Origin of the sequence: Komagataeibacter xylinus, assembly GCF_004302915.1 — a bacterium.
In the GTDB taxonomy this organism is placed as follows: Bacteria; Pseudomonadota; Alphaproteobacteria; order Acetobacterales; family Acetobacteraceae; genus Komagataeibacter; species Komagataeibacter xylinus_C.
The window spans coordinates 1-21,142 of the sequence record NZ_QQBI01000041.1 but is presented as its reverse complement, the minus strand read 5'-3'; the positions used below and the strand labels follow the sequence as shown (position 1 = coordinate 21,142).

The window sequence follows — 21,142 nt, the reverse complement described above, 5'->3', positions numbered from 1 at the left end:
ACAAGATCACGCTGCCCAGACGTTCTTCTACTGTTCATGCTAAACGTTGTTTAGCGTACTTTCCACACGATGGCCTCATACCCTCTCCTTACCAGCGATGCGGCAACACCCCCTAAAAAATAGGGCCTCGGATCTCTCTGATTGTCTATTAGGGACCAGGGGGTGCCTCCAATTGCATGCAGCGATGCTGCATGACGAGTTGAGGGCCATTTTGCCCTTTTTCTTCTAACAGCGTATATTCTGGCAAATCATCTGCCACGATAATCTTTCGTAGATTCTCCGAAAACTTCTTAAAGGTGCCAGCACTACCACTACGATCGTAAATAGTCTGGAATGACCATTTAGCTTCGGTTCTCCCCGCTGCTCGTCGAGCAAGACGATATAGAAATCGACCAATGCCAGGCTCAATCAAGAAATAGTCTGGATGAACGGTCAAGACATTTGGCGTCTTGCTTTCTACTATTTCTTGATAAAGCCAGTCTGGTATAGTAATTTCAACGGATTGAATCCGACCTGTATCAGTATACGAAACAACTCTTCCACTTGCTATTAAACCTTGTGGTGTTCCAGCAATACGTTTTTCTCGACGTCCAACGCCATTTTCTTTTCGAACCACTTTAATTTTTGTGTCTGCCAAGCGATCTAGTGCTGATTCTATTTCTTTATACTGACGTCCACCAATAGACCGTCGACAAAATTTTAGTATCTCTGATATATGAGGTCGGAATACAGGGCTTGGTATTTCGCCCTTACCATTACGATATCGGTTCATCGCTTCGGTAAGATGAGAAATTGCCATTAGTACAAGATCATAATCCCATACTGAAGCCATCCCATAATGGCCCGACGTAACCTCCACATAACCTCCATCAGGAAAATCGTATCTGATGGCATCCCCAACCCGTTTATCCTTCTTGGATAACCGGAACACAGCCACATCCATGATACTGCGACTATCACGAGTACCGACGTCATAAAGGGCAGGCACAAAAAAATCTGGTTGGTCACTTCCAGGCGGCGACTTCCTGACAATCGATGTAATCTTCCGCCTCAACCTTGGCCGTTCGGTAGCTACCGGAAGACTCGACGGATTTTTATGTTCATTTCCCATAGTGCTGACCTCGATATCGGAAATTCCGCCACTTACAGCTACGCGTACGATGGAAACACTTCCCATCAACCCAAAATAATCAAAAACTCAAATGCGCAAGAGATGATATACTCATTTACTCAGGGAGTTGATCGACATATGCTGTAAGCAATTCTTTTATGCTCTTGCCCTGTCGGGCAGCATAAATCTTCAACTTCGCATGATTGGCTGCTGTCAGATCAAAGTTCACACGCCGCATCATTGGCGTATCCGACAGGCTGGCAAGAGTGGCGGCCTTATTTGCCGTAGTGCGAGCACTCGGGCGACCAGCTGTCAACGCGCCAGGAGATTTACTCATTTACTTTTCTCCTCATATACTCAAATAAGTTTTCGCTTAATTTCATTAGATAGACTGAGAATTTCTTTGGAAGCATCACTACCAGGTTCAACATCCATTACGGTGCTTCCACCTGCGGCTGTTCCTGGATAGCTTACGCGTTGAGTAATCCGGCTCTCTAGAATTGGAAGGCCATATCCTTTCAAGGCTTCGGTAATTTCAGCACCAATTCGAGTTCCCTTAATCGCTCGTGACACTACGAAAGCAGCTTGTAATTTTCCGTCAGTAACTTCGATACGCTGCTTAACCAGATCTACTAAGTCTGAAGTAGCCCATATGTCATAAGGAGAGGGCTGAACCGGAATCAGGACGAAATCAGATGCTTTTATGGCTGATACAGCCAAGTCTGCGGCTTGGGGAGCGCCATCGATCACCACAAAATCCTTACGAGCGATATTTTTCAAATCTCGCTCAATGGTTGGCCGATCAATTCCTACAACAGTCACAGGTTGCTCTTCTCTTACAGCAGCCCAATCTCGGGCACTCCCTTGAGGATCGGAATCCACCAGCAGCACATCTGCACCTCCAATCTGTAATGCTCTAGCCAGATGAGTAGCTATAGTCGTCTTCCCCGACCCTCCCTTCTGATTCAGAACAGCGATAACCTTCATATCAGCTCCCATACAGACGTTTGAATAAATACTCATTAACTCATATCATGATACTTAAATGAGTAAATGTTCTTTTTTTCGTTAACTCAATTGATCAAAAAATATGGCCTACACCCTGATGCGTTCGACCTCATCGAGTGAGATGTCCTCGCGGCGACGGTCATAGAGCTGGGTGGTGCGGGTGGAGGCGTGGTTGGCCATGGCGGCCGCGTTCTCCAGCGTGCCGCCATTCTTCAGATAGGCCGTCACCCCCGTCGCCCGGAAGGTATGGTTACCAATCGCGGTCTCGATCCCAGCTGCCTTCGCCCGGCGCCGCACCATGGCGTGCGCGTCCGACTGCTCCAGCCGCCGCTCCGAAAGCTGGCCGGTGCCCCGTTGGATGGTCCGGAACAGCCAGCCCTTCGGCTCGCCGGCCAGCCCGGTCCCGTCGAGATAAGCGTGCAGATAGTCTTCCAGCGTATGGTGACAGGGCATGACATGCTGCTTGCCCCCCTTCTCGCGCAGCCGCACCCACAGACGACGGTTCTGCACGAACACGTCCTCGACCCGCATCGTCAGCGCCGCGCCAATCCGCGCAAAGGAGAACACCATCAACGCGATCAGCGCCCGGTCGCGCAGCCCGGCCGGACTGGACACATCGATGGAATCCAGTAACGCCCGCGCCTCGGCCGCCTCCAGCACCGGCGTTTTCCCCACCCGTGCGCTGTGCGCCGGCCCGCGCACCGAAGCGGCGGGATTGAGTGTCAGCACCTGGCCCGTCACCAGCCAGTCGAACAGATGCCGCAGCGCCGCCAGCGCCTGCTTCACGCTCGGAGCCGACAGCGTACGTCCAGAAAACTCAATCCAGGTTGCCACATGCAACGGCGTGACCCCGGTCAGCTCCGTCACGCCAAAATCTGCACACCAAGAAAGGAAATCCGATACCGCCCGCGCATAGGCGCGCCGCGTGTTCGGATTGCGGATTTGTGCCGCAAAGAACTCCAGAAAGCGCAGACGGGCACGCTCACCGGCCGAACTCACCAGAACCGGCAAGGTCAGATCCAACGGGGACCGGGAAATGAGGGAGATCACGGCTCCTGATCCGTCTGCCATGACGCCGGCTCGGGACGCGGCCGTTCCATCTCCGCGCGCAGCCGCGTTATCACCTCTTTTCCCGGAGTACCAAGACAAGGATCGTCCAGCGCCGCCCGGATCTGGCGACGCCGCAATTCATCCTGGATATCTTTATGGGGAGCCAGCTCCCTGGCTTCGCCCAGCAGGACGAACACCGCTTCGGACGGATCGAAGAACACGCCGCGCTCGACCAGATCCAACAGCCAGTCCGCCAGCGTCGACGGTAGAAACGCCTCGAAGCGCAGGCCGCCCTCCCGTGCCTGCTCCCGTAACGTGGCAGCCTGGGCACGACCACGCTGGTACAGAGCGGCCAGAGGATCATCATCTTCTGAAAAGTCAGGCGGGGAAGCCGCTGCACTCATGACATGCTCCTCTGCAGAACCGTAAAATCCCGTGCCGCAATGGCCTTCACACCATCAGAACTCGCTCGTAGCAACATGACCGCGAAGCCACGGCTTCAAATGCTCGAAATCAAATGTCCCATCGGCATAGCGGCTGAGAATAAAATCTTCCGTTTCACCGGCGCCGGCCGTCAGTCGCGCGCCGTTAATGGCCAGGAAGGTCCAGGTCACGGCGAAAGCCGTGCGCTTGTTGCCATCAATGAAGGGATGGTTCTGCGACAGGCTTTCCCAGAGCGCCGCCGCTTCTTCGACGAGATCGGCATAATAGCCAGTCTGCGGTCGGAAAAGCGCCGCTTCCAGCAAACCCTGATCCCGGATGCCCGCCGCTCCGCCATAGCGCCCGATCTGATCGTCGTGGATAGCCAATACCTCGATGACAGTCAGATAATCCGTCACTCGGCCAGTTTCCGGTAGAGCGGTGCGAATTCCTCATGACTGGTCTGGTAGGCGGCCATGACATGGGCACGCGGACGCTGCTGTTTCCGCTTCTCGACCAAGTCGGCTAGCGCCTCATCGACTAGGGCCTGGAGCTGCCGCCCTTCGCTGCGGGCCAGATCGCGCACCGCCTGCAGGATCTGCGGATCGACCTGGGTCGCGAATTTCTCACGCTGTGGGGTGGCCATAACACCTCTCCTGTAGGGTGCCTCACCGTATCATGACAGATCATGATCCATCAAGAAATGCCTGCCAATTACCCATGATAAAGGACATTATCAGGGGTAGGGATGGCCTTTTTGAGCCTTATCGACACTCCACGCCGCATCAGGGAACGTAACGTGACTCTTGATTGGTCCAAGCAGGCTATAGTTTATTCATCCCACAAAATTGTCCGACCGGACGGGCCCACCCCTACACACCGCCGGCACTAGTGTTCTGAAAAGCATAGATTGGCCCGATTGGCCAGTTTATGATGTTTTGAAAGCATAAATGGGCCGGCTGCTCGTGATCACTTCAGCATAAGTTGGCTGCAGAAGGCAGCTTGTCACAGCTGCATGGTTGGGTCGCCGCCTCCCGGCGCTACATATAGGCGGGTGCTTTAGGGCTACTTTTCGGCTGGCGGTTTTGTCGACTGCTCGGGAAGCCTCGTGTGGGGTTGATCGAAAAATTCACGTTGCATTTCAAGAAACCGGTACTTCGGTTCTTCCACCCGCTTGCGATAAGCCGGCGAAAGACACCACACCAGCACCACGGCGAGGACACATACGAGCAAGGCAATGACGATGAAGGCAAACATGCAGCGGTCCCTCGATCAGGTAACGATGGTGACATTCGCCATCAGGGCTTGTTCACTGGCGCCGCGGCTTTCAGCGAACCCTGTTCGGCTGCCTGCCCGTATAGCGAGCGCACATAAGCGGCCAGCGCTTGGCGGTCCGGTTCGCTGAGCGTTGGAAAAGCAAGCATGGCCGTTCCGGGAACACCCACGCGGAGTACGCGGTCAATCTCGCTCACGTCGGGCTGGAGATGCCGGAAGTTGTAGGGCCGCGGTTTGAACGCAAGCGATGCCGGACCGTCGCCACCGCCGCCGACGCCGTGACATGCCGTGCAGTTTTGCGCATACAGTTCTACACCCCGCGAGACGCCGCCGGGCTCGGACGTTGCCGGTTCTGCGGCCGCATGTAGTGTCGACACGAAGGCCCCAAGGTCAGCGACCTGCTGTGCGGTCAGGTCTCGCCAGGCCGGCATCGAGCTACCAACGACTCCATCATGCAAAATGCCGGCAAAAGCGCCTTCGCTGTAACGGAACACGGTGAGGTTGGTAGGGTGTGGCAGCAACGATGCGCTAGCCACCGACGCGCCATTGCCCAGCGCACCGTGGCAGCCTGCACAATTCTGTGCGAACAGCGTTGCCCCCCGATTGGCGACCCCTGTTGGAGAAAGCGTCCGTGGCAGTTCCCTGCCAGGACTCGCCAAATGCGCGCGTGCGCCATTCGCGTCCAGCGATGCATCGCTGTCAGGCTGCATGCCCGGCATGGCTTCATTGGGCGCATCGTGCGCGGCGCTCCCCGCCTGCATGCGTGCGCGGCCCAAGGTTTTCATATAGGCCAGCAGATCCTTGGCCACGTCGGTTGGCTGGTTGGGGCTGCCTTTGAACATCCAGGCAAAGCCGGGCATCACCGAGCCCGGAACGATGAGCCGTGGATTGTAGAGGTGGGTCAACTGCCAGTCGTCGCTGCGGACTCCGGATTCACGCGCGAGGTCGGGCCCGATTCGTCGGGTGCCCCACAGCTGCGGCGACTCGAACTTGGTTTCCCATGGTGTGGTCGGCGGTCCCCAGCGACGCACGTCCTCGGGCGTGCTGCGCACCTGCTCGCTATGGCAGTACGCGCAGCCCTGGGTGCCATAGGTAATACGGCCTCTGGCCTCGGCCGGCGTGAAGGGAGCCAGCGTCAACGGCGCATGATCATGGATCGATTTCTCCAGCCGTAAACCAGGCAGGATCCCGAGCGCCACGACAGACAATACGAAGAAGCCGATGCCTGCCACAAAAAGAATCATCTGGGCGGCGCCAAACCAGCGTTTGCGCGGCAGCAGGCTCATGCTGGCACCCGCGCCGCGGCGGTAACACGTGGGCCGCTCAGCATGGCAGCAATCAGGAAACCGAAGCCGGCCAGAATAGGGACGGCCGAAACAACGCGCCACCACCAATACGGCATCGATGCACGCACCGAATCCATCCACGGCACGTGCTCGCCCCACAGCTCGCCCTGCACCAGTCCAGCCATCGTCAGGTCGGCGACCATCAGCGTCAGTCCACCCAGAATCAGCCAGAACGCGGCATTGGCACGACCATTGTGATAGCGCGCGCCGGGCGTGCGCTGCCACGCATGCAGCAGGGCACCGATAGCAATGAAGCTGGCAAAGCCGAGCATCGCCAGATGCGAGTGGCCGATTACCCAGTCACTGAAATGAATCAGCCGCTGCACAGGCATTGCGGCCTGTCCCGCACCCTGGATGCTCACCAGCAGGTAAAACACCACGCCCACCGTCACAAAACGCAGAGGTACGTCGCGCATCGCCATGGCGCCGGATCCGCGCAGCGACATCAGCTGATTGAACACCACCATGATGACGTCGACGCCCAGCAGCATCGAAGCAGCAATCGCTGCGCGCTGGGTATCCATCGGAATGGCCGAGTACACGTAGTGATGTGTGCCATTGAGAGGGTAGACAAAAAACAGCACCCAGAACCCGAGAATCGACAGAAAGTGGCTGTAGACCGGCTTGCCGGTCACGGCGGGGATGACGTAATACGACATGGACAGGATAAAAGGCGTCACCAGCAGGCCGACCGCGTCGTGGATCCACAAGCCGCTGAACGCCGCTCCCACGGCGCCGGGAGTGAACTCGGGAATCAGGCTGCCCATCGGAAACGACAGCAGGGTAAACACGCCGCCACCCAGCGCATACCACGCCGAAATGTACAGTCGATCGCGCTCAGGCCCGCGCACGATCGGCCAAAGAAACTGGACCCCGAGCAACACCAGGCACAGTTCCGTCATCGCATTGATGAGCAGCGGAAACTCGGTCCATTCCAGTGGTTTGATCGCCAAGAGCCAGTGCGGCAGGTTCGCCTCGACTAGCGCCCAGCCCGGCAGCACCATGCCGAAATTCCACAGCACGAACAGCGTCCAGCCCAGGCCTCGGCTGGTCACCGCACGTCCCGACAATCGCGGCGTGGCGAAATACAGAAAAGCCAGAAACGCGTTACCCAGCCAGCCGAACATGATGCCCTGCGTATGGTTGTAACGCAGCAGACCCCAGGTCGCCCACGGTTCGCTACCAAGAAAATTCGGCAGCACGAACTTGATCGCGACGACGGTGCCGAAGACCGCTGACAGGATCAGCGTAGTCAGGGCCGCAAGCCCATGCGCACGCAGCAGCCCGTGTTCGGTGCCGGCCAACGTCCCGGTGATCGGCAGATCGAGTTCGCTGTCGCCGTGTGTATCTATCGCCACACTGCTCATGGATTGGGCGCGCCTTTCATGGTCGTACCGCCGGATGGCACCGATGCGCTGCCGAGCACATGACCGTTGACCGTCTTGCCGTACATCGAACTGGCCGAATCATGAAACTTGGCGCGGGTTGCCTCCACGGTTCCCAGATAGCGCGGATCCTGTGGACGATCCTGACTATTCATATAGGTCGCCACGTCCCAGGCGTCCTGATCAGAGAGGGTGTTACCGCGACTGAGCGGCATGTTCGCCTTGATGAAGGCTGCTGCGTTCTTGATGCTGCCCATGCCGGCGCCCCAGTTGAACGACCCTGGCCCCCACAGGGCAGGAAATGCCATGCTGCCATCGGCGGCGATCTGACCGCCTCCGTCCTTGGCATGGCAAAGCGCGCATTTGGCCTCGTAGACGGTCTGCCCGCGGGCGTAGTCGGCAGGCAGCGGAGGTTTGTCGAGTTTCGGATAGCCACGGCCGGGAAGCTTGTCATCCACCGGCGCGCCTTTCGCCAGCCAGTAGGCGTAGGTCTCCAATGCCACGAGTGTCTTGTCACCCAACGGCGGCGCCTTCCCGTTCATGCTGAACTTGAAGCAGCCCTGCAGGCGTTCTTCGAATGTATTGACGTGACCATTCTTGGCTCGGTAAGCAGGATACGCCACGTACGCGGCCCACATCGGCGCCGCGCCGGCCTTACGGCCAGCGTCCAGGTGACAGCTGCTGCAGTGCAGCTGATTGCCGACAAACTCGGGCGCGTTCTCTTTCGGGTGCTCGAAAATCTGTTCGCCCAGGCTCACCATCTTGCCGAAATCGTCCTTTGGCATGGATGCCTCCGAAGGCGGCGCAAAGGGCTTCTTCTCGGGCTTCGGCGCCGCCGGTTTGGCAACGACGACCGCGACCGGCTTTGGTTCGTCGGCCTCGTGGTAACCCGAAATGAAAATGGTGCCACCGGCGATAGCCAGTACACCGACAACGGCGGCGATAACGTAAGAGGTTTTCATGGCTTTTCCCCGGGTGTGGCAGGTGTCTGCTCACTGAAGTAATCGGCCACGGCCTGGACTTCGGCATCGGACAGTTTTTTCGCGATGCCGCCCATCAGGCCCAGCGGACCGGCATCGCGTGTACCCTTGCGCCACGCCTGTAGCTGGTTCACCAGATACAACGATGACTGCCCGGCGAGTGCTGGGAAGTTCGCGCCCACGCCCACGCCGCCCTGACCATGGCACGAGCTGCAAGCGGGCACGCCATCGGACCAGCGCCCGCGGTTAGCCAGCTGCTCGCCTATGCTGGAAGCAGTATTACCTGCAGTCCCGGAAGCAAGCGGCGTGACCTTGGTCGGAACCGGCAATTGCGTGTAATACGCTGCCAGTGATGCCATCTCGTCGGCCGACAGAGCTTTGGCGATAGGCGTCATCATGGCGTTTTGCCGCTGTCCGCTGGCGAAATCGGTCAGCTGGTTCTGCAAGTACTCAGGCGGCAAACCGACTAGCCGGGGGAAGCCTGCCACCGCGTTGCCTTCGCCCATAACGCCGTGGCAGCTCGCACAGGGCGGAGCGCCATGGCCGTTGCCAGCATTTGCAATTTGCGCGCCCTGAGTCATGTTAGCCGCCGCGACGCTGCTAGTCATCAGAAGGACGAGAATCAGCAGGCAGGCGCGCAGTTCAATGGGCAGGCGCATGATCGCTCCAGCCATAGCGGGCAAAGATTTTATATCCTTCGGGGCTTTTCAGAAACGCCACGAAACCGGTGGTCGCCGCATCCTTCTGGCCCTTGGCCGTCAGCGCTACGCCGCAGTCGCGGTAAATGGCGTGGTCGGCATCCAGCGGTACGACGTCGGCAATGCCCGGATTGGCCTTGGCCCAGATTGCATAGATGATCCACGCATCTACGCTCGCATCCTGCGTCCAGCGCGCCTTCGCTTTGGCGCTGTTCGGCGCGTAGAAAACAATGTTGTGACGCAACGCCTGCAACGTGCGGATGTCGCCGTCACGTCCGGCGATGTCTTCCCACATGCCGACCTGACCGGCACCGTTGACCACCATGACGCGCATACCCGGCTTGAGCAGGTCAGTGAAGCCACCGACATGCCGCGGGTTGCCGGGACGAACCAGAATAGCCGCTGGTCGCAGATACAGTGATTCGATGGTCCCGTCGAGCATCGCGCCACCGAACTGCGTGACGAAGTCACTCATCATCGCTTCCGAGCCGCTGTAGATCAGGTCGCCATCCTTTTTGAAATCGTCGGCCCAGGCGTCGGTGGGGCCAGCCGTGACGATGACCTCCACGCCGTGCGCATCGCCATAGGCTTTGGCAGCGGCTTTCATGGCAGGCGCCGGACCACCCGGGCCATAGATGTGGATGACTTCCGCCGCATGGGCGCTGCCCAGTGATACAGCGAAACAGAAGACTGCAGCGATGGCCCGTTTGATCATGCCGTGTACCCCTACGTTAATGCAGCGTCAACACCCGAATTATTTTTTGCCGCCGCCCGCGTAGGCCTTGAAGCCATAGCGTTCGAAGATGGCCAGCCCTTCGGGTGAGCGGACAAACTGCAGCCACTCACGGCCGGCTTCCTTATGCGCCGCGTCTTTCACCACAGCACCGCCGTAGATCGCCGTGCTGTTTTCTGATGCCGGAATATCCACGTGCGAAATGGGATGCCCGGCCTGCTCCTGGAATATCGCTTCCGATTGCCAGGTCACGCCGGCTTCGGCCCTTCCCTGCATGATCCACAGCGGCGTCTGACGATGGTGGATGTGCGTCAGCACGGTACTGCCGTCCTTCCGCTTCGTTTCGTAGACCATGGTTGCCAGCGATGGACCGCCCGCCTTGGTCAGCGCATCGGTGATCTGGCGAGAAATGCCCTCGAACTCCGGGTTCGGCATGGCCAGCTTGATATTAGGCTTGGCCAGATCAGCCAGCTTGGTAATGTGCTCGGGGTTGCCCTTTGCAACCATGATGGTGAGCGTGTTGGTGACGTAGGGCACAGCCGGCGCGTCGAGCGTGCCGTCGGCGACAAACTGCTGAACCTTCTTCAGACCTGCCAGATAGACATCCGGCTTGACCGTCCAGGTCATGTTACCGACAGTAACCGTGCCGCCGGCCTTCAGCTGTTTCATCAGCAAACCGGGGGGAATGGTCTCCCAGTAGATACGGCCCTTGAACTCGGGATGCAGTTTTTCGAACGCCTGCACTAGCGGCGCCATCGCAAAAAAATAGTTGCCACCGACGTACAGCGCAAGTTTGGGGTTAACCGGGTCACCGTGGAAATCGGCGAGATTGTCCGCATCAGGCACGGTAAAGTCGAAGCCGCGATCCGTGGCGTCGTCGTTGGCGCCGTTCTGCCAGGGCGGCGACAACGCCTCGTTGAAACGTTGCGAAGAAGCGTCCTGCGCCATGGATGGACTGGCGAGCGAGGTAAACAGTGCGCACAACAGACCGGCAGCCAGAGTCGACTGTTTCAACATGATGTATCTCCAAAGAAACGCATTCGAATTGGACAAGGAAATGGCGGACCGATCCTTACATCGGCATCAGGTCGTAACCCTCGTGCTCCAGCGTGGTAATCGTGGTCAGCCCGGACAGCGCGGTGGTGACCGACTTGTCCACATCTGCGTAAGTGAACTGATGCTCTGCGACGGCCTGGCCACAGACCGCCACATCCACGCCAGCCTTGCGCAGCGAGGCAATCAACGGCAGGTTGGGATTGGCACTGCCGAACTTGGCCCGATACGCTTCGTCACTCAGGGCCAGCGACGTCGCTTCGCCATAAGCAATGGCCACAAATTTCAGGTGCGAAACCGGCACGCCTGATGCGACATACAGATTGACGGTGCGGGCCACGTGATCCAGCGACGGATTCACGTCGGCCGGCGTCTTTGAGCCCTTGGTCAGCGAAAACACGATCTTGTAGGTCGCATCTTTTTCGGGCTTGTAGGCCGCGTTGGGCAGCATGTGCATCTTGCCGTAACTCTGGATGGTCGGCGTGGTCCAGAAACCTGGGTCTGAAAAGTTATGCTGGGCAAACGCAGTGGAGGCGGCAAGTGCGAGATTGACAAGGACGAAGATCTTGGCAAAACGGCGCATGGTCGATAATCCTGTTGGTGGGTGAGTAGGATGCCCTAATCTGAAATGCAACTCGAATGCTAGTTACTGCGTAGTGCCATATCATTTTGATATGAATGACGTTCATCGCTTATTCTCTTTTGCGCGATAATTGCGGCTGACAACCTCATTAAGGTCGCCAGGCACGCCTTCATTTCCCAGCCGGCGCTTTTGTAGCAAAGACCTACTTGGCGTAGTGTTGCTCGAACGGCTATTTGCGGCATACCGATGACGCATTCGGGAGATATGATGCGCAACTACGCCACCCGCTTATTCGCCATGGAGCGCACCGCTTAGGCGGCCGAACGCGGAATTGTCGACGTGGGTAGGCCAGCCTATAATCAGGCCCAGAAACACTATAGGCACCTATATCCTGCTGGTGATTCTCGCCATCTATCGGTTACGCCTTTTTGCTAGCGCGATCGCGCTGTTTGGCGCGACGCACCGGGCACTGTCAATAAGAGGCTTTGTTGCAGAATTTATGGTGGCAGGATTCACCGAGTGAATCCTATCTGGTAACGGGAAGGCATGAGCAAGCCGCAGCCTGTGACCTATCGAACGACGAACTGGCCTTCCTATAACGCGGCGCTGAAGAAGCGTGGGTCTCTAATGGTGTGGTTTGATCCGGCGATGACCTGGGGAGGCCTGTCAACGGGGCGGCGGGGACGGCGACGGAGTTACAGCGATGCCGCGATCCAGACCTGTCTGACGCTGAAGGTTCTCTTCGGCATGGCCCTGAGGCAGGCGACCGGTTTCGTCGAAAGCCTGCTTCGCCTGGCTGGACTGGCGTGGCATGTACCGGATTTCAGCACGCTGAGCCGGCAGCAGAAATCCCTGACAGTCGATATTCCCTATGGTGGCTCGGGCGGACCGCTTCATCTCCTGATCGACAGCACCGGGATCAAGGTCGAGGGAGAAGGCGAATGGCACAGGCGTAAGCATGGCGGCTCGAAACGTAGGATCTGGCGTAAACTCCACATCGGGATTGACGAAGGATCACTGGAAATCCGGGCCGTCGAGATCACGGGCAACGAGGTCGGTGATGCCCCGGTTCTGCCGGGACTTCTGGCCCAGATCCCTGATGACGAGACCATCGCGAGCGTCATCGCCGATGGCGCGTATGATACCAGGCAATCCCATGAAACCATCGCCGACCGTGGCGCCCAGGCTATCATTCCGCCTCGGAAGAACGCAAAACCATGGAGCCCCACATCACCGGGGGCCATCGCCCGCAATGAAGCTCTGCGGGCCTGTGGGCATCTCGGTCGGGCCATCTGGAAACGATGGAGCGGTTATCATCGAAGAAGCCGTGTCGAGACGAAAATGCATTGCATCAAACTTCTCGGTCAGCGCCTGACGGCACGGGACTTCGACCGTCAGGTCACGGAAGTTCACGTCCGTATCGCCATACTCAATCGCTTCACAGCGCTCGGAATCCCCCTCACGCAGGCCGTCCGGTAAAGAACAGAACATCAAAGGACTCATCACGACCGCATGCCGAATTCTGCAACAAAGCCGGTCCAGAGCATCAACCTGTGGCGTCACCGTACCCCTGAAAAAATCGATCCAGACCGATGAATCGACCAGAATCATACGTCGGAACGCATGGCGTCGAGATCACCCCGCCACTCCAGCCTTCCCTTCATGGAACGCAATTGCCGCTGCTGATTCAACTTGATCAGCGTCCGCAATCCGAGTTCGACGGCTTCTTTCTTGGTTTTGACGCCAGACGCCTTCAGCGCATCTGTCATGAGGGTATCGTCAATAATGATATTGGTTCGCATGATGTGTATCTCCAGTGAAAATTATACACATCAACATCTCCTCTCTCAAGCAGATTACATCCCCATATCCATACCGCGCGACCTGGAGCGCGACAGGGACTGCTCCCGCTGATGGGGATGCAGCCCGTGATCGAGCGTCGATCCCTTCCTGATGCCCAGCTCGCGGCTTTTCTCCCGCAGAATGGACTCAAGCTGCGCATCCCGCTTCAATTCTTTGAGCGCCACACCCTGCTGCTCGCAGCTCAGCCCGTCCCACGTTTTCACAAACCGCGCTGCCCGCAGATCCGGACTCTTCCGCACCCTGTCCTCATGCTCCAGCCCCTCGACCAGTTTGCGCGCCCGTGCCGGACCTTCCAGACCATACAGCGCCTGCCGGATCTCCGGCTGATGCTTCAGCGCCGCCCGCAGATCCGCCTCACCGCCACGCCGGACCCGCTCCAGATCCCGCCCGGCTTCAAAAAGCGCCTTCTTCTGGTGCTCCAGCACCGGCAGCTCCTGACGCACCATGCGCTCGGCATCCACCCAGGCCCGCGCATACTGCTCCACCGCCTGGTGGAGCGGATCACCACCCGGCACAAACCCGCCCAGCCCGGCCGGCACCTGCTCACGCTGCACACGGGGCAACCTCAAACCCGCAAAGGGAGAGGCGGGAGCCTCACGCTCAACCCCACTTTCCCCTTTCCCGGCCCCGGCATCCATCCCGGCCGATACGTCTTTTCCCGCCGCACGACGCCCCGGTCGCACGGACAGGTCCAGCCCATCGAACATCCCGCGTTTCTGCTGTGCCGGTGCCGGATCTGGCATAGGCACACCTTCGGCCTGCCTGTCCTGCCGGGGGCCAGAGGCGTCTTGTTCACGCCCCACCACGATCTCGCTCTCGGAAACAGACAGCCCGCGTCGCCGCGCAAACCCGGCATCCCGATCCCGGACATGCGGATAATCCAGCGTGGTATCCTTCAGTCGCTCGCGCGACAGCCGCCGCACCAGCCCGTCCCGGTCGCCCACATCATCACGACCCCAATGGACAGACACGCTCTCCCGATGCCGCGACAGCGCCACATAGGCCCCGTGCCGGTCCAGGCTCCCCGTCGCCAGCACATGCGCCCGGTCCACCGTCACACCCTGCGATTTGTGGATGGTGGCCGCATAGCCATGATCCAGCGCGTCATACTCCGCCACCGACACGGACACGACCCGGCCAGTCCCGGTCCCATCCGGCCAGTCGAGCTGCACCGACAGTGCCAGATCCCCGGCCTCGGCCGATCCCTCGATGCCTCGCACCGTGCCCAGCGTGCCGTTCTTTACCCCCAGCTCCCGGTCATTGCGCAGGAAGTAGACACGCTCCCCGTCCGCGAACACCCGCTCGCCCTGGGCGGTCGGCACCAGCACGTCGTCACCCAGCTCACCCGCCTCCCTGCGGATCTCGCGCGCCGCTTCGTTCAGCGCCCGCACATCAACACGCCGATGCGCCAGCATGATCTGGCTTTCTTCTGGGGCGGCCTGCCGGGCTTCATCCCACCCGGCCACCACTCCGGCCCGCGCCTCTTCCAGCGTGTCATGCCCACGCACCAGGCCAGCCGCCTCATAGCGACCCAGCGCCTCCCCCGTCCGCCCCGTCGCCAGCTCCTTCGTGGCCGCCTGCTGCCAGCCTTCACGCTGCCGGCGCACCGTCGTGATTTCCACTGCCCCGACCCGCTCGGCCACCGCCCGGAACGCACCACCGGCTTCGATCGCCTGCAACTGCTCGGGATCACCTACCAGCACCACCTTGGCCCCAGCACTGCGCGCGGCCGACAGCACCCGCTCCATCTGCCGTGACCCCACCATGCCGGCCTCGTCCACCACCAGCACGTCCCCGCGCTCCAGCAGGTCAAACCCACGTTCCCACGCACGCTCCAGGGAGGCCAGCGTCCGGCTTTCGATCCCGGCCCCCGCTTCCAGACCTTCCGCCGCGATCCCCGACAGCGCCGCCCCGCGCACCCGATACCCGGCCTCTTCCCACGCCGCACGGGCCACACCCAGCATGGTGCTCTTCCCCGTCCCGGCATAACCGACCACCACAGACAGGTCGCGGGACTTCGTGACCTCGCCCACCGCCAGCGCCTGCTCATCCCCAAGCCCATCCCGCGCCATCGCCGCCCGACGCACTGCCAGCGGCACCGCATGACCCTGGGACTGCCCCATCGCGAACGATGCCTCTTCCAGACGCTGCTCGACCCCGATCATCGCGCGCGTGGAGAACCGCTCCCTCCCGTGCCCGTCTTTCCCGAGCGCGACCAGCTCCGGACATGCCTCCACCCGAACCATGACGGCCGTAAACTGTTCAGCGTCCACCGTCTGCCGGTCCACGAACCGCGCCAGATCCTGCCGGGTAAACGTGCTCTGCTGCCGGGTCAGCGCCTCCAGCGCCACATGCGGCTCGGCCAGTAACCTGTCACCATTGCGCCGCGCGATCTCCAGATGGTCGGCAACCCGCTCACACGGTTCACCGCGCTCCGGCCGGCGTGACCCTGCGGGTCCGATCTTGTTCTGTGGCTCAAGGTCGATCCCCTGTGCGGCAAACGACCGATGATCGATCCGCACATCCAGGTCCAGTTCGGCCAGCCGTTCATTGGCGAGCGACGCCCATCGCCCCCGCCATGTCAGCAGGAGTTCTTTGTCATTCCACGAACGCTCTTTCGCACCAAACCCGTTCTCATCCACAGACCGCGTGGACAGCATCACATGGGCATGAGGCTTCGACTGTCCGTCCTCACCAATATCCCAATGTACATTGAGATCGGCCACCATACCGCGTTCCACGAACTGCTCCCGCACAAAATCCCGTGCCAGCGCGATCCCCTGCGCCTGGGTCATTTCGCGCGGGATTGAAAACTCCACCTCACGGGCAAGCTGGGCATCCTTGCGTTTCTCGATCGCCTCGACCTCATTCCATAGGGTCGCACGGTCGAGAAACCGTTCCGGAGCGCCATCGGGCAGCATGATCTCGGAATGCACCACACCGCTCTTGTTGGAAAAGTCATGATCACGATCCAGACGCACATCATGCAGGCGGCATGCCGCGCGATAGGCCGCCGCTGCCACGGCGCTCCGGCCGGTGGCGCGGCTGATGACCTTTGCATGCAGATGATAGATCGCCATGAACGCGATCCTATCACACTACTTAAGCGCACGTCACGAAGTGACGTATAAGCGCGCACTCACATTTTACTGCGCCACAAGGGTTGATTGCTCTGGATGAGTGACGCGGTTCTCGCCTGTGTGGTAGAGTATGGCACAGACCAGCAGGACAGGGGACCGGAAATGCGCAGGCCACGGGACATTGATGCGGAACTGAAGGCGCTTCAGGAAAAGGCGAAGCAGCTTAAAGCACAAAGAACCCTCCAGCTCGGCGAACTGGTCGAGGCGACGGGAGCCGATACCCTGTCGATCGAGGCACTGGCCGGGGTACTACTTGCGGCTGTCGAACAGGCGGACGGCAAACCTGAAGCCGTCGCGAGGTGGACCGAACGGGGGACGGCGTTCTTTCAGGCCGGCGCAAAAAAGGGCGGCCGGAAAGGAACCGGAAACGATCAGAACGGAGCTTCTGGCGCTTGAAAGACGGATCAGGAAGCAGGAAGCCCTGATCCATCGCCATCAGGCACGAAAGGCACGCACCGACATGCGCGACTGGGCGAAGGCGCGACGGGAACGCACTCATCATCTGATCGAACTGGGCGGCCTGGTCCAGAAGGCGGGACTGGTCGATCTGACCGATGATGACCGCGCCACCCTGCTCGGGGCCTTCCTGGACATTGCGGGGCAGATTCGGGAGGGCAGGAATACCGCTTCAGGCGACCTGAAAACACGCTGGAGGCGTGCGGGGCTTCATGCCTTCGATAGAGACCGTGAACACGACAGGATAACAGGCGGAAACGACCATGACTGACCACGAAACACGATCATCCGAAACGGACACGCTGCGGGAACTGACGACCCGGATTGTCACGGCCTATGTCAGCAGCAACGCGGTTCCATCCGATACCCTGCCCGGCCTCATCGCCACGGTGTTTCAGGCGCTCGGAAGTCTGGGACAGGTGACGACCAGAACACCGGATCTGGTGCCGGCCGTGCCCGTGAAAAAATCCGTGTTCCCGGATTACATCGTCTGCCTGGAGGACGGAAAAAAAATGAAGATGCTCAAGCGTCACCTTCACACCGTCTATGGCCTGACGCCCCAGCAATATCGGGCAAAATGGGGCCTGCCGGAAAGCTACCCGATGACTGCCCCATCCTATTCAGCACAACGGGCTACCCTGGCACAGGAAATCGGACTGGGGCGGACCATCAAGGCGACACCGGAACCTGAAGTTCCGGTCACGCGCCTGCCAGAGAAGAAACGCGGACGCAGGCCGAAACTGGCCTGAAGGTCCAGACCGGGAGAAACGGGACATGAAGACGGATCATACCGATCACGATGACAGGGAAGCCTGGAAGGACGAAGCCATACGCTGGCCCCTCGCCCAGGTCGAGGCTCAGTACGGAAACCATGAAGGCATGGGCCGCCAGTCTCGGCACGGATAACCCGCTCCCCCTGCCACAACCCGGGCAATAAGGGGGACGCTCTCGCACACCGCAGGAAGGTGACGCAGAGCGCAATGGTCACGACTATCCCTGACGCATTGATGGAACGACCGTTTCACGACCCTACGGCTACCCTTGTGACGACCCATCGACATACCCGAGGCCGACATTGCACCTACCCATAAATAGCGGGTCCTCATACACCATTGCACCGCTGGTGCGGATGCTCAGGAACCTGCCTGCCGGATCTGGGCGATCATTTCATCAGCTGTGATCTCTCCATGCTGACGAGCATCCATGATTGCGGTGAGCGCCCTGTCATGAGGGAGCACATGCGGATCATCAGCTGTCGCCGTATGAGCGGCCCTGCCATGCGTGGCCGGAAAGGTTATGCCCGTCACATCGGGATTGCGCGTAAACATCCCGGCCAGGATCTGGTCTGCCTGCTGGATGTAATTGCCTGGGACATCTCGGGATACGCGTGCGGAGCCGGCCGAGGTGGTGATGTCGAGGCCGGCGACATACGGCAGAAGATCGAGGATGCGCGTCAGGGATTCGATATCCTGCTGTGTCAGCAGGGTTCCCCCGTCCCCGACCACGAGCAGCTGCCAGGACCGCTTCTGTGGCAGTATCCTGGGATTGGTGTTGCTATCGGGACCGTCCTTCATGACGATGACCCTTTCTCCGGAACGTCTTCGATGCCCTGCTGCTTTCTGAGCAGGGCATCATAATGGTCCACGGACATGATGACGAAACGCGGCTTGTGGTCCCTGGTGATGACTACAGGCGCAACGGCGGCTGCTTCGAAAAGATCGCCGGCATTGCGGGTCAGGGCGCTCGCTGGAAACGCTTTCATGGAGCACGCTCCAGATATGACGGATTATCTGGAATATACAGGAAACCCGTATTTTCTGCCAGAAAATCGGGAGGGTGACGCTCGGACAGGCGAACAGGAAATCGCCAGCCTACCAATCCCGGATAAAGCTCGTAGCGCGTCCTGGGAGGCCGTACAAAGTGTAATTCGCGTAGCCGTCCACAAAAACACACGGGAACGTCTGTACGGCCATCCTGTGGCGTCTGGCGGACATACTGCAACACGTGAGCCGCTGAATGATCGCCTGAACACCGGTGCGTCTTGACCAGATTACAGTCTTGTCCGGTTTTCTGGTGTTGCAGGCGTCGGGCGAGCGCGGAGCGGGAGCCCCGTAGGGCGCTGAAGGCGCCGACGCGGGAGAGGAAGGTGCTGGTAGAGAGACGATGCGGGAACGCATCGTCAGATTATGATTTCGCGCCGTAGGCGTGTCCGTTTAGCGCAGCCCTGAAAGGGCGAGCAGGGGGATGCCGGGTGGGAGATCGCGCGAAGCGCGATCGGGGCGGCCGTAGGCCGCGAGCCGGCGGGGCGTAGCCCTCAAGAGGCGGTGCTTGGGTTCAATTTGGCTGGAAATTGCAGAGAATGAAAAGTTATCCACAGGCTTAGAGTGTTAATTTATGTGTTAATAGTAGTGTTAAGGGTTTTCCACAAACACATAACTGACTGAAAATAAAATACAAAAACAGTGTTTTGGAGCAGCTTGCGTCAACGAAACCCCGAATCTAGTGACTCCAGAACCCCGAATCTGCGTCAACGAAACCCCGAATCTAGCTCTTGCGTCAATGAAACCCCGAACCTAAACTGATCGTCAATGAAACCCCGAATCAAAGCAACCCGTCAACGAAACCCCGAACTGGCACTTACCGTCAGTGAAACCCCGAATGTTGATGGACGTTCAGTTCTACTTCCGGAACGATATCCGACACCAGATCTTTTTATTTGTGATGTCCTTGATGCCATCCCCAAAGATGATATGGCCTCGATGGAACATCCAATTTTCTCGCTTGCCACTAAACCTGATCGACGCATTTTCCGATACGAGCACAATGGCAATACAGTTGAAATCGTTCCGAGCGTCAAAGGACTCGCGACGATCCATGACAAGGATATCCTTATCTATTGCATTTCGCAGCTTATCGCGAAAATGAATCAAGGTGAGCAGCCAAATCGAACTCTCCACCTTACCGCACGCGATTTATTGGTGTGGACCAATCGTCAAACCGATGGTGATGGCTATAAGCGGCTTCGGAGCGCATTTGAGCGCTTAGCAGGCACACGGATCACCACCAACATCAAAGCTGATGGAGAAGAAATCACCGAAGGCTTTGGCCTTATCAATGAATGGCGAATTGTCCGTAAGACCAATTCCGGACAAATGTCCGAAATCAAGGTAACGCTATCCGAATGGCTATTCAGAATGATCGAAGGCCGAAGTGTACTGACATTACATCGCGATTATTTCCGTTTGCGCAAACCACTTGAACGGAGAATATACGAACTTGCACGTAAGCATTGTGGCGCTCAGGAAAAATGGGTTGTTTCTATAGAAATTTTACAGAAAAAAACGGGGGCCAGTAGCCATATCCGCGTATTTCGCTCAATGCTCCGTGACTTGGCAATCAATAACCACTTGCCTGATTATGCTGTCGAAATAAACAGCAACACAGTTACTTTCCGTAATCGGGAAACGATGGACACCGTCAAGGTAATAGCGCCAAAGCTCCAGAAACCATTTGTCGATCCCGAGGGTTTCCATGACGCTAGAGGAGTTGCTCCAGGATATGATGTCTACGCACTCTATGATGAATGGGTGTCATGGTGGAATGATAGCGGACAACCAGAGTTGCAAAACCCCAGTGCCGCATTTGTCGGATTCTGCCGCAACCGACACAAACGCAACCCTATACGCTAGACACAGCCTACGTGTATAGTTGTATACGTGTATAAATGTATACTTACCCGCTAACGATCCTGCTTCGTCCTTTCTTCACAAACAGATCGTCCAGTGCTTCTCCAAGCAAACTCTGAACCGTCGTTCCCTCTTCGGCCGCGATAATACGAAGCTGGGTGCTGACTTCAGGAGAAAAATGCCCACCGATCAACTTGGTCCCCTTACGACCATTCAGCGTAGGTTTACGGGATGATATATCTGGCTTCGGGGAAGGGGTTGGCATTGCCTCACCACTAGGGATCACGACACGAAAGTGTATTTTACGTACGCTTGGAGTGAACACCTGTAGAACTGGCCACATTGAGGTTCACGC

Annotated in this window: 26 protein-coding genes; 6 read left to right on the top strand and 20 right to left on the bottom strand. The window is 58.6% G+C overall.

Features of this window, described 5'->3' with window-relative positions; genetic code table 11:
• Positions 1-148: 148 nt before the first annotated feature.
• From DV027_RS15200 to DV027_RS15130, 15 genes are all read right to left on the bottom strand, one after another.
• Positions 149-1,111: a replication initiator protein A gene (locus tag DV027_RS15200; RefSeq protein WP_070324353.1), complete on the bottom strand. Its 963-nt coding sequence runs from the start codon at positions 1,109-1,111 to the stop codon at positions 149-151.
• A gap of 115 nt (positions 1,112-1,226) precedes the next feature.
• Complete coding sequence (locus DV027_RS15195; RefSeq protein WP_070324352.1) at positions 1,227-1,448, bottom strand: chromosome partitioning protein ParB; 222 nt, start codon at positions 1,446-1,448, stop codon at positions 1,227-1,229.
• 20 nt (positions 1,449-1,468) lie between these two features.
• A complete protein-coding gene (gene parA / locus DV027_RS15190; RefSeq protein WP_232275946.1) occupies positions 1,469-2,134 on the bottom strand; it encodes a ParA family partition ATPase in 666 nt (221 codons plus the stop codon).
• A 72-nt stretch (positions 2,135-2,206) separates the two neighbouring features.
• Entirely contained in the window at positions 2,207-3,169 is a 963-nt protein-coding gene (locus tag DV027_RS15185) for a tyrosine-type recombinase/integrase (RefSeq protein ID WP_010516182.1), read from the bottom strand.
• Positions 3,166-3,573 carry a hypothetical protein gene (locus tag DV027_RS15180; RefSeq protein WP_010516184.1) on the bottom strand — a complete coding sequence of 136 codons (408 nt, stop codon included), beginning with the start codon at positions 3,571-3,573 and terminating at the stop codon, positions 3,166-3,168. The genes DV027_RS15185 and DV027_RS15180 overlap by 4 nt, the downstream gene beginning before the upstream one ends.
• Positions 3,574-3,627: 54 nt before the next feature.
• Positions 3,628-4,008: a type II toxin-antitoxin system death-on-curing family toxin gene (locus DV027_RS15175; RefSeq protein WP_010516186.1), complete on the bottom strand. Its 381-nt coding sequence runs from the start codon at positions 4,006-4,008 to the stop codon at positions 3,628-3,630.
• Positions 4,005-4,235 carry a hypothetical protein gene (locus DV027_RS15170; protein ID WP_010516188.1) on the bottom strand — a complete coding sequence of 77 codons (231 nt, stop codon included), beginning with the start codon at positions 4,233-4,235 and terminating at the stop codon, positions 4,005-4,007. The genes DV027_RS15175 and DV027_RS15170 overlap by 4 nt, the downstream gene beginning before the upstream one ends.
• A 419-nt stretch (positions 4,236-4,654) precedes the next feature.
• Positions 4,655-4,846: a hypothetical protein gene (locus DV027_RS15165; RefSeq protein ID WP_010516191.1), complete on the bottom strand. Its 192-nt coding sequence runs from the start codon at positions 4,844-4,846 to the stop codon at positions 4,655-4,657.
• A 41-nt stretch (positions 4,847-4,887) separates the two neighbouring features.
• Entirely contained in the window at positions 4,888-6,150 is a 1,263-nt protein-coding gene (locus DV027_RS15160) for a cbb3-type cytochrome c oxidase subunit II (RefSeq protein WP_010516192.1), read from the bottom strand.
• A complete protein-coding gene (locus DV027_RS15155) occupies positions 6,147-7,577 on the bottom strand; it encodes a cbb3-type cytochrome c oxidase subunit I (RefSeq protein ID WP_010516195.1) in 1,431 nt (476 codons plus the stop codon). The genes DV027_RS15160 and DV027_RS15155 overlap by 4 nt, the downstream gene beginning before the upstream one ends.
• Positions 7,574-8,557, bottom strand: a complete 984-nt coding sequence (locus DV027_RS15150) for a c-type cytochrome (protein WP_010516197.1) — start codon at positions 8,555-8,557, stop codon at positions 7,574-7,576. Before DV027_RS15150 ends, DV027_RS15155 begins: the two co-directional genes overlap by 4 nt.
• Positions 8,554-9,234, bottom strand: coding sequence for a c-type cytochrome (locus DV027_RS15145; protein WP_198133931.1), 681 nt, complete (start codon positions 9,232-9,234; stop codon positions 8,554-8,556). The genes DV027_RS15150 and DV027_RS15145 overlap by 4 nt, the downstream gene beginning before the upstream one ends.
• Positions 9,218-9,988 (bottom strand): substrate-binding domain-containing protein, encoded by a 771-nt coding sequence (locus DV027_RS15140; protein WP_010516201.1) that lies wholly within the window; start codon positions 9,986-9,988, stop codon positions 9,218-9,220. The genes DV027_RS15145 and DV027_RS15140 overlap by 17 nt, the downstream gene beginning before the upstream one ends.
• A gap of 39 nt (positions 9,989-10,027) precedes the next feature.
• Complete coding sequence (locus DV027_RS15135; RefSeq protein ID WP_010516202.1) at positions 10,028-11,023, bottom strand: substrate-binding domain-containing protein; 996 nt, start codon at positions 11,021-11,023, stop codon at positions 10,028-10,030.
• Between the two features lie 55 nt (positions 11,024-11,078).
• Positions 11,079-11,642 carry a DsrE family protein gene (locus DV027_RS15130; protein ID WP_010516204.1) on the bottom strand — a complete coding sequence of 188 codons (564 nt, stop codon included), beginning with the start codon at positions 11,640-11,642 and terminating at the stop codon, positions 11,079-11,081.
• A 546-nt stretch (positions 11,643-12,188) separates the two neighbouring features.
• Between DV027_RS15130 and DV027_RS15125 the strand changes: the two genes are divergently transcribed.
• Positions 12,189-13,121, top strand: coding sequence for an IS5 family transposase (locus tag DV027_RS15125; RefSeq protein WP_025439941.1), 933 nt, complete (start codon positions 12,189-12,191; stop codon positions 13,119-13,121).
• A gap of 128 nt (positions 13,122-13,249) precedes the next feature.
• Here DV027_RS15125 and DV027_RS15115 read toward each other — a convergent pair whose 3' ends face one another.
• Together DV027_RS15115 and traA are read right to left on the bottom strand one after the other, a co-directional pair.
• Positions 13,250-13,444 (bottom strand): type II toxin-antitoxin system VapB family antitoxin, encoded by a 195-nt coding sequence (locus tag DV027_RS15115; protein ID WP_010516209.1) that lies wholly within the window; start codon positions 13,442-13,444, stop codon positions 13,250-13,252.
• Between the two features lie 54 nt (positions 13,445-13,498).
• Positions 13,499-16,585, bottom strand: coding sequence for a Ti-type conjugative transfer relaxase TraA (gene traA, locus DV027_RS15110; RefSeq protein WP_025439940.1), 3,087 nt, complete (start codon positions 16,583-16,585; stop codon positions 13,499-13,501).
• 96 nt (positions 16,586-16,681) lie between these two features.
• Here traA and DV027_RS15105 point away from each other — a divergent pair, with 96 nt between their 5' ends.
• The 4 genes from DV027_RS15105 (at position 16,682) to DV027_RS18105 (ending at position 18,007) form a co-directional block, all read left to right on the top strand.
• Complete coding sequence (locus DV027_RS15105) at positions 16,682-17,041, top strand: conjugal transfer protein TraD (RefSeq protein WP_025439939.1); 360 nt, start codon at positions 16,682-16,684, stop codon at positions 17,039-17,041.
• Positions 17,042-17,105: 64 nt separating this feature from the next.
• Positions 17,106-17,372, top strand: a complete 267-nt coding sequence (locus tag DV027_RS15100; RefSeq protein WP_010517886.1) for a conjugal transfer protein TraD — start codon at positions 17,106-17,108, stop codon at positions 17,370-17,372.
• A complete protein-coding gene (locus tag DV027_RS15095; RefSeq protein WP_130732794.1) occupies positions 17,365-17,850 on the top strand; it encodes a Ros/MucR family transcriptional regulator in 486 nt (161 codons plus the stop codon). Before DV027_RS15100 ends, DV027_RS15095 begins: the two co-directional genes overlap by 8 nt.
• Before the next feature lie 25 nt (positions 17,851-17,875).
• Positions 17,876-18,007: a hypothetical protein gene (locus DV027_RS18105; protein WP_275101006.1), complete on the top strand. Its 132-nt coding sequence runs from the start codon at positions 17,876-17,878 to the stop codon at positions 18,005-18,007.
• 227 nt (positions 18,008-18,234) lie between these two features.
• Here the strand turns inward: DV027_RS18105 and DV027_RS15090 are convergent, their stop codons facing one another.
• Together DV027_RS15090 and DV027_RS15085 are read right to left on the bottom strand one after the other, a co-directional pair.
• On the bottom strand, positions 18,235-18,675 hold the full coding sequence (locus DV027_RS15090; RefSeq protein WP_110557784.1) for a hypothetical protein: 441 nt from the start codon (positions 18,673-18,675) through the stop codon (positions 18,235-18,237).
• Complete coding sequence (locus DV027_RS15085; RefSeq protein WP_110557783.1) at positions 18,672-18,863, bottom strand: type II toxin-antitoxin system Phd/YefM family antitoxin; 192 nt, start codon at positions 18,861-18,863, stop codon at positions 18,672-18,674. Before DV027_RS15085 ends, DV027_RS15090 begins: the two co-directional genes overlap by 4 nt.
• A gap of 826 nt (positions 18,864-19,689) precedes the next feature.
• On the opposite strand from DV027_RS15085, the gene DV027_RS15080 reads away from it, so the two are divergent.
• The gene (locus DV027_RS15080; RefSeq protein WP_082084839.1) at positions 19,690-20,790 is read left to right on the top strand and encodes a replication initiator protein A; all 1,101 of its coding nucleotides are present in this window, start codon (positions 19,690-19,692) and stop codon (positions 20,788-20,790) included.
• A gap of 43 nt (positions 20,791-20,833) precedes the next feature.
• Here the strand turns inward: DV027_RS15080 and DV027_RS18140 are convergent, their stop codons facing one another.
• The gene (locus DV027_RS18140; RefSeq protein ID WP_130732793.1) at positions 20,834-21,052 is read right to left on the bottom strand and encodes a ribbon-helix-helix domain-containing protein; all 219 of its coding nucleotides are present in this window, start codon (positions 21,050-21,052) and stop codon (positions 20,834-20,836) included.
• Positions 21,053-21,142: the final 90 nt, after the last annotated feature.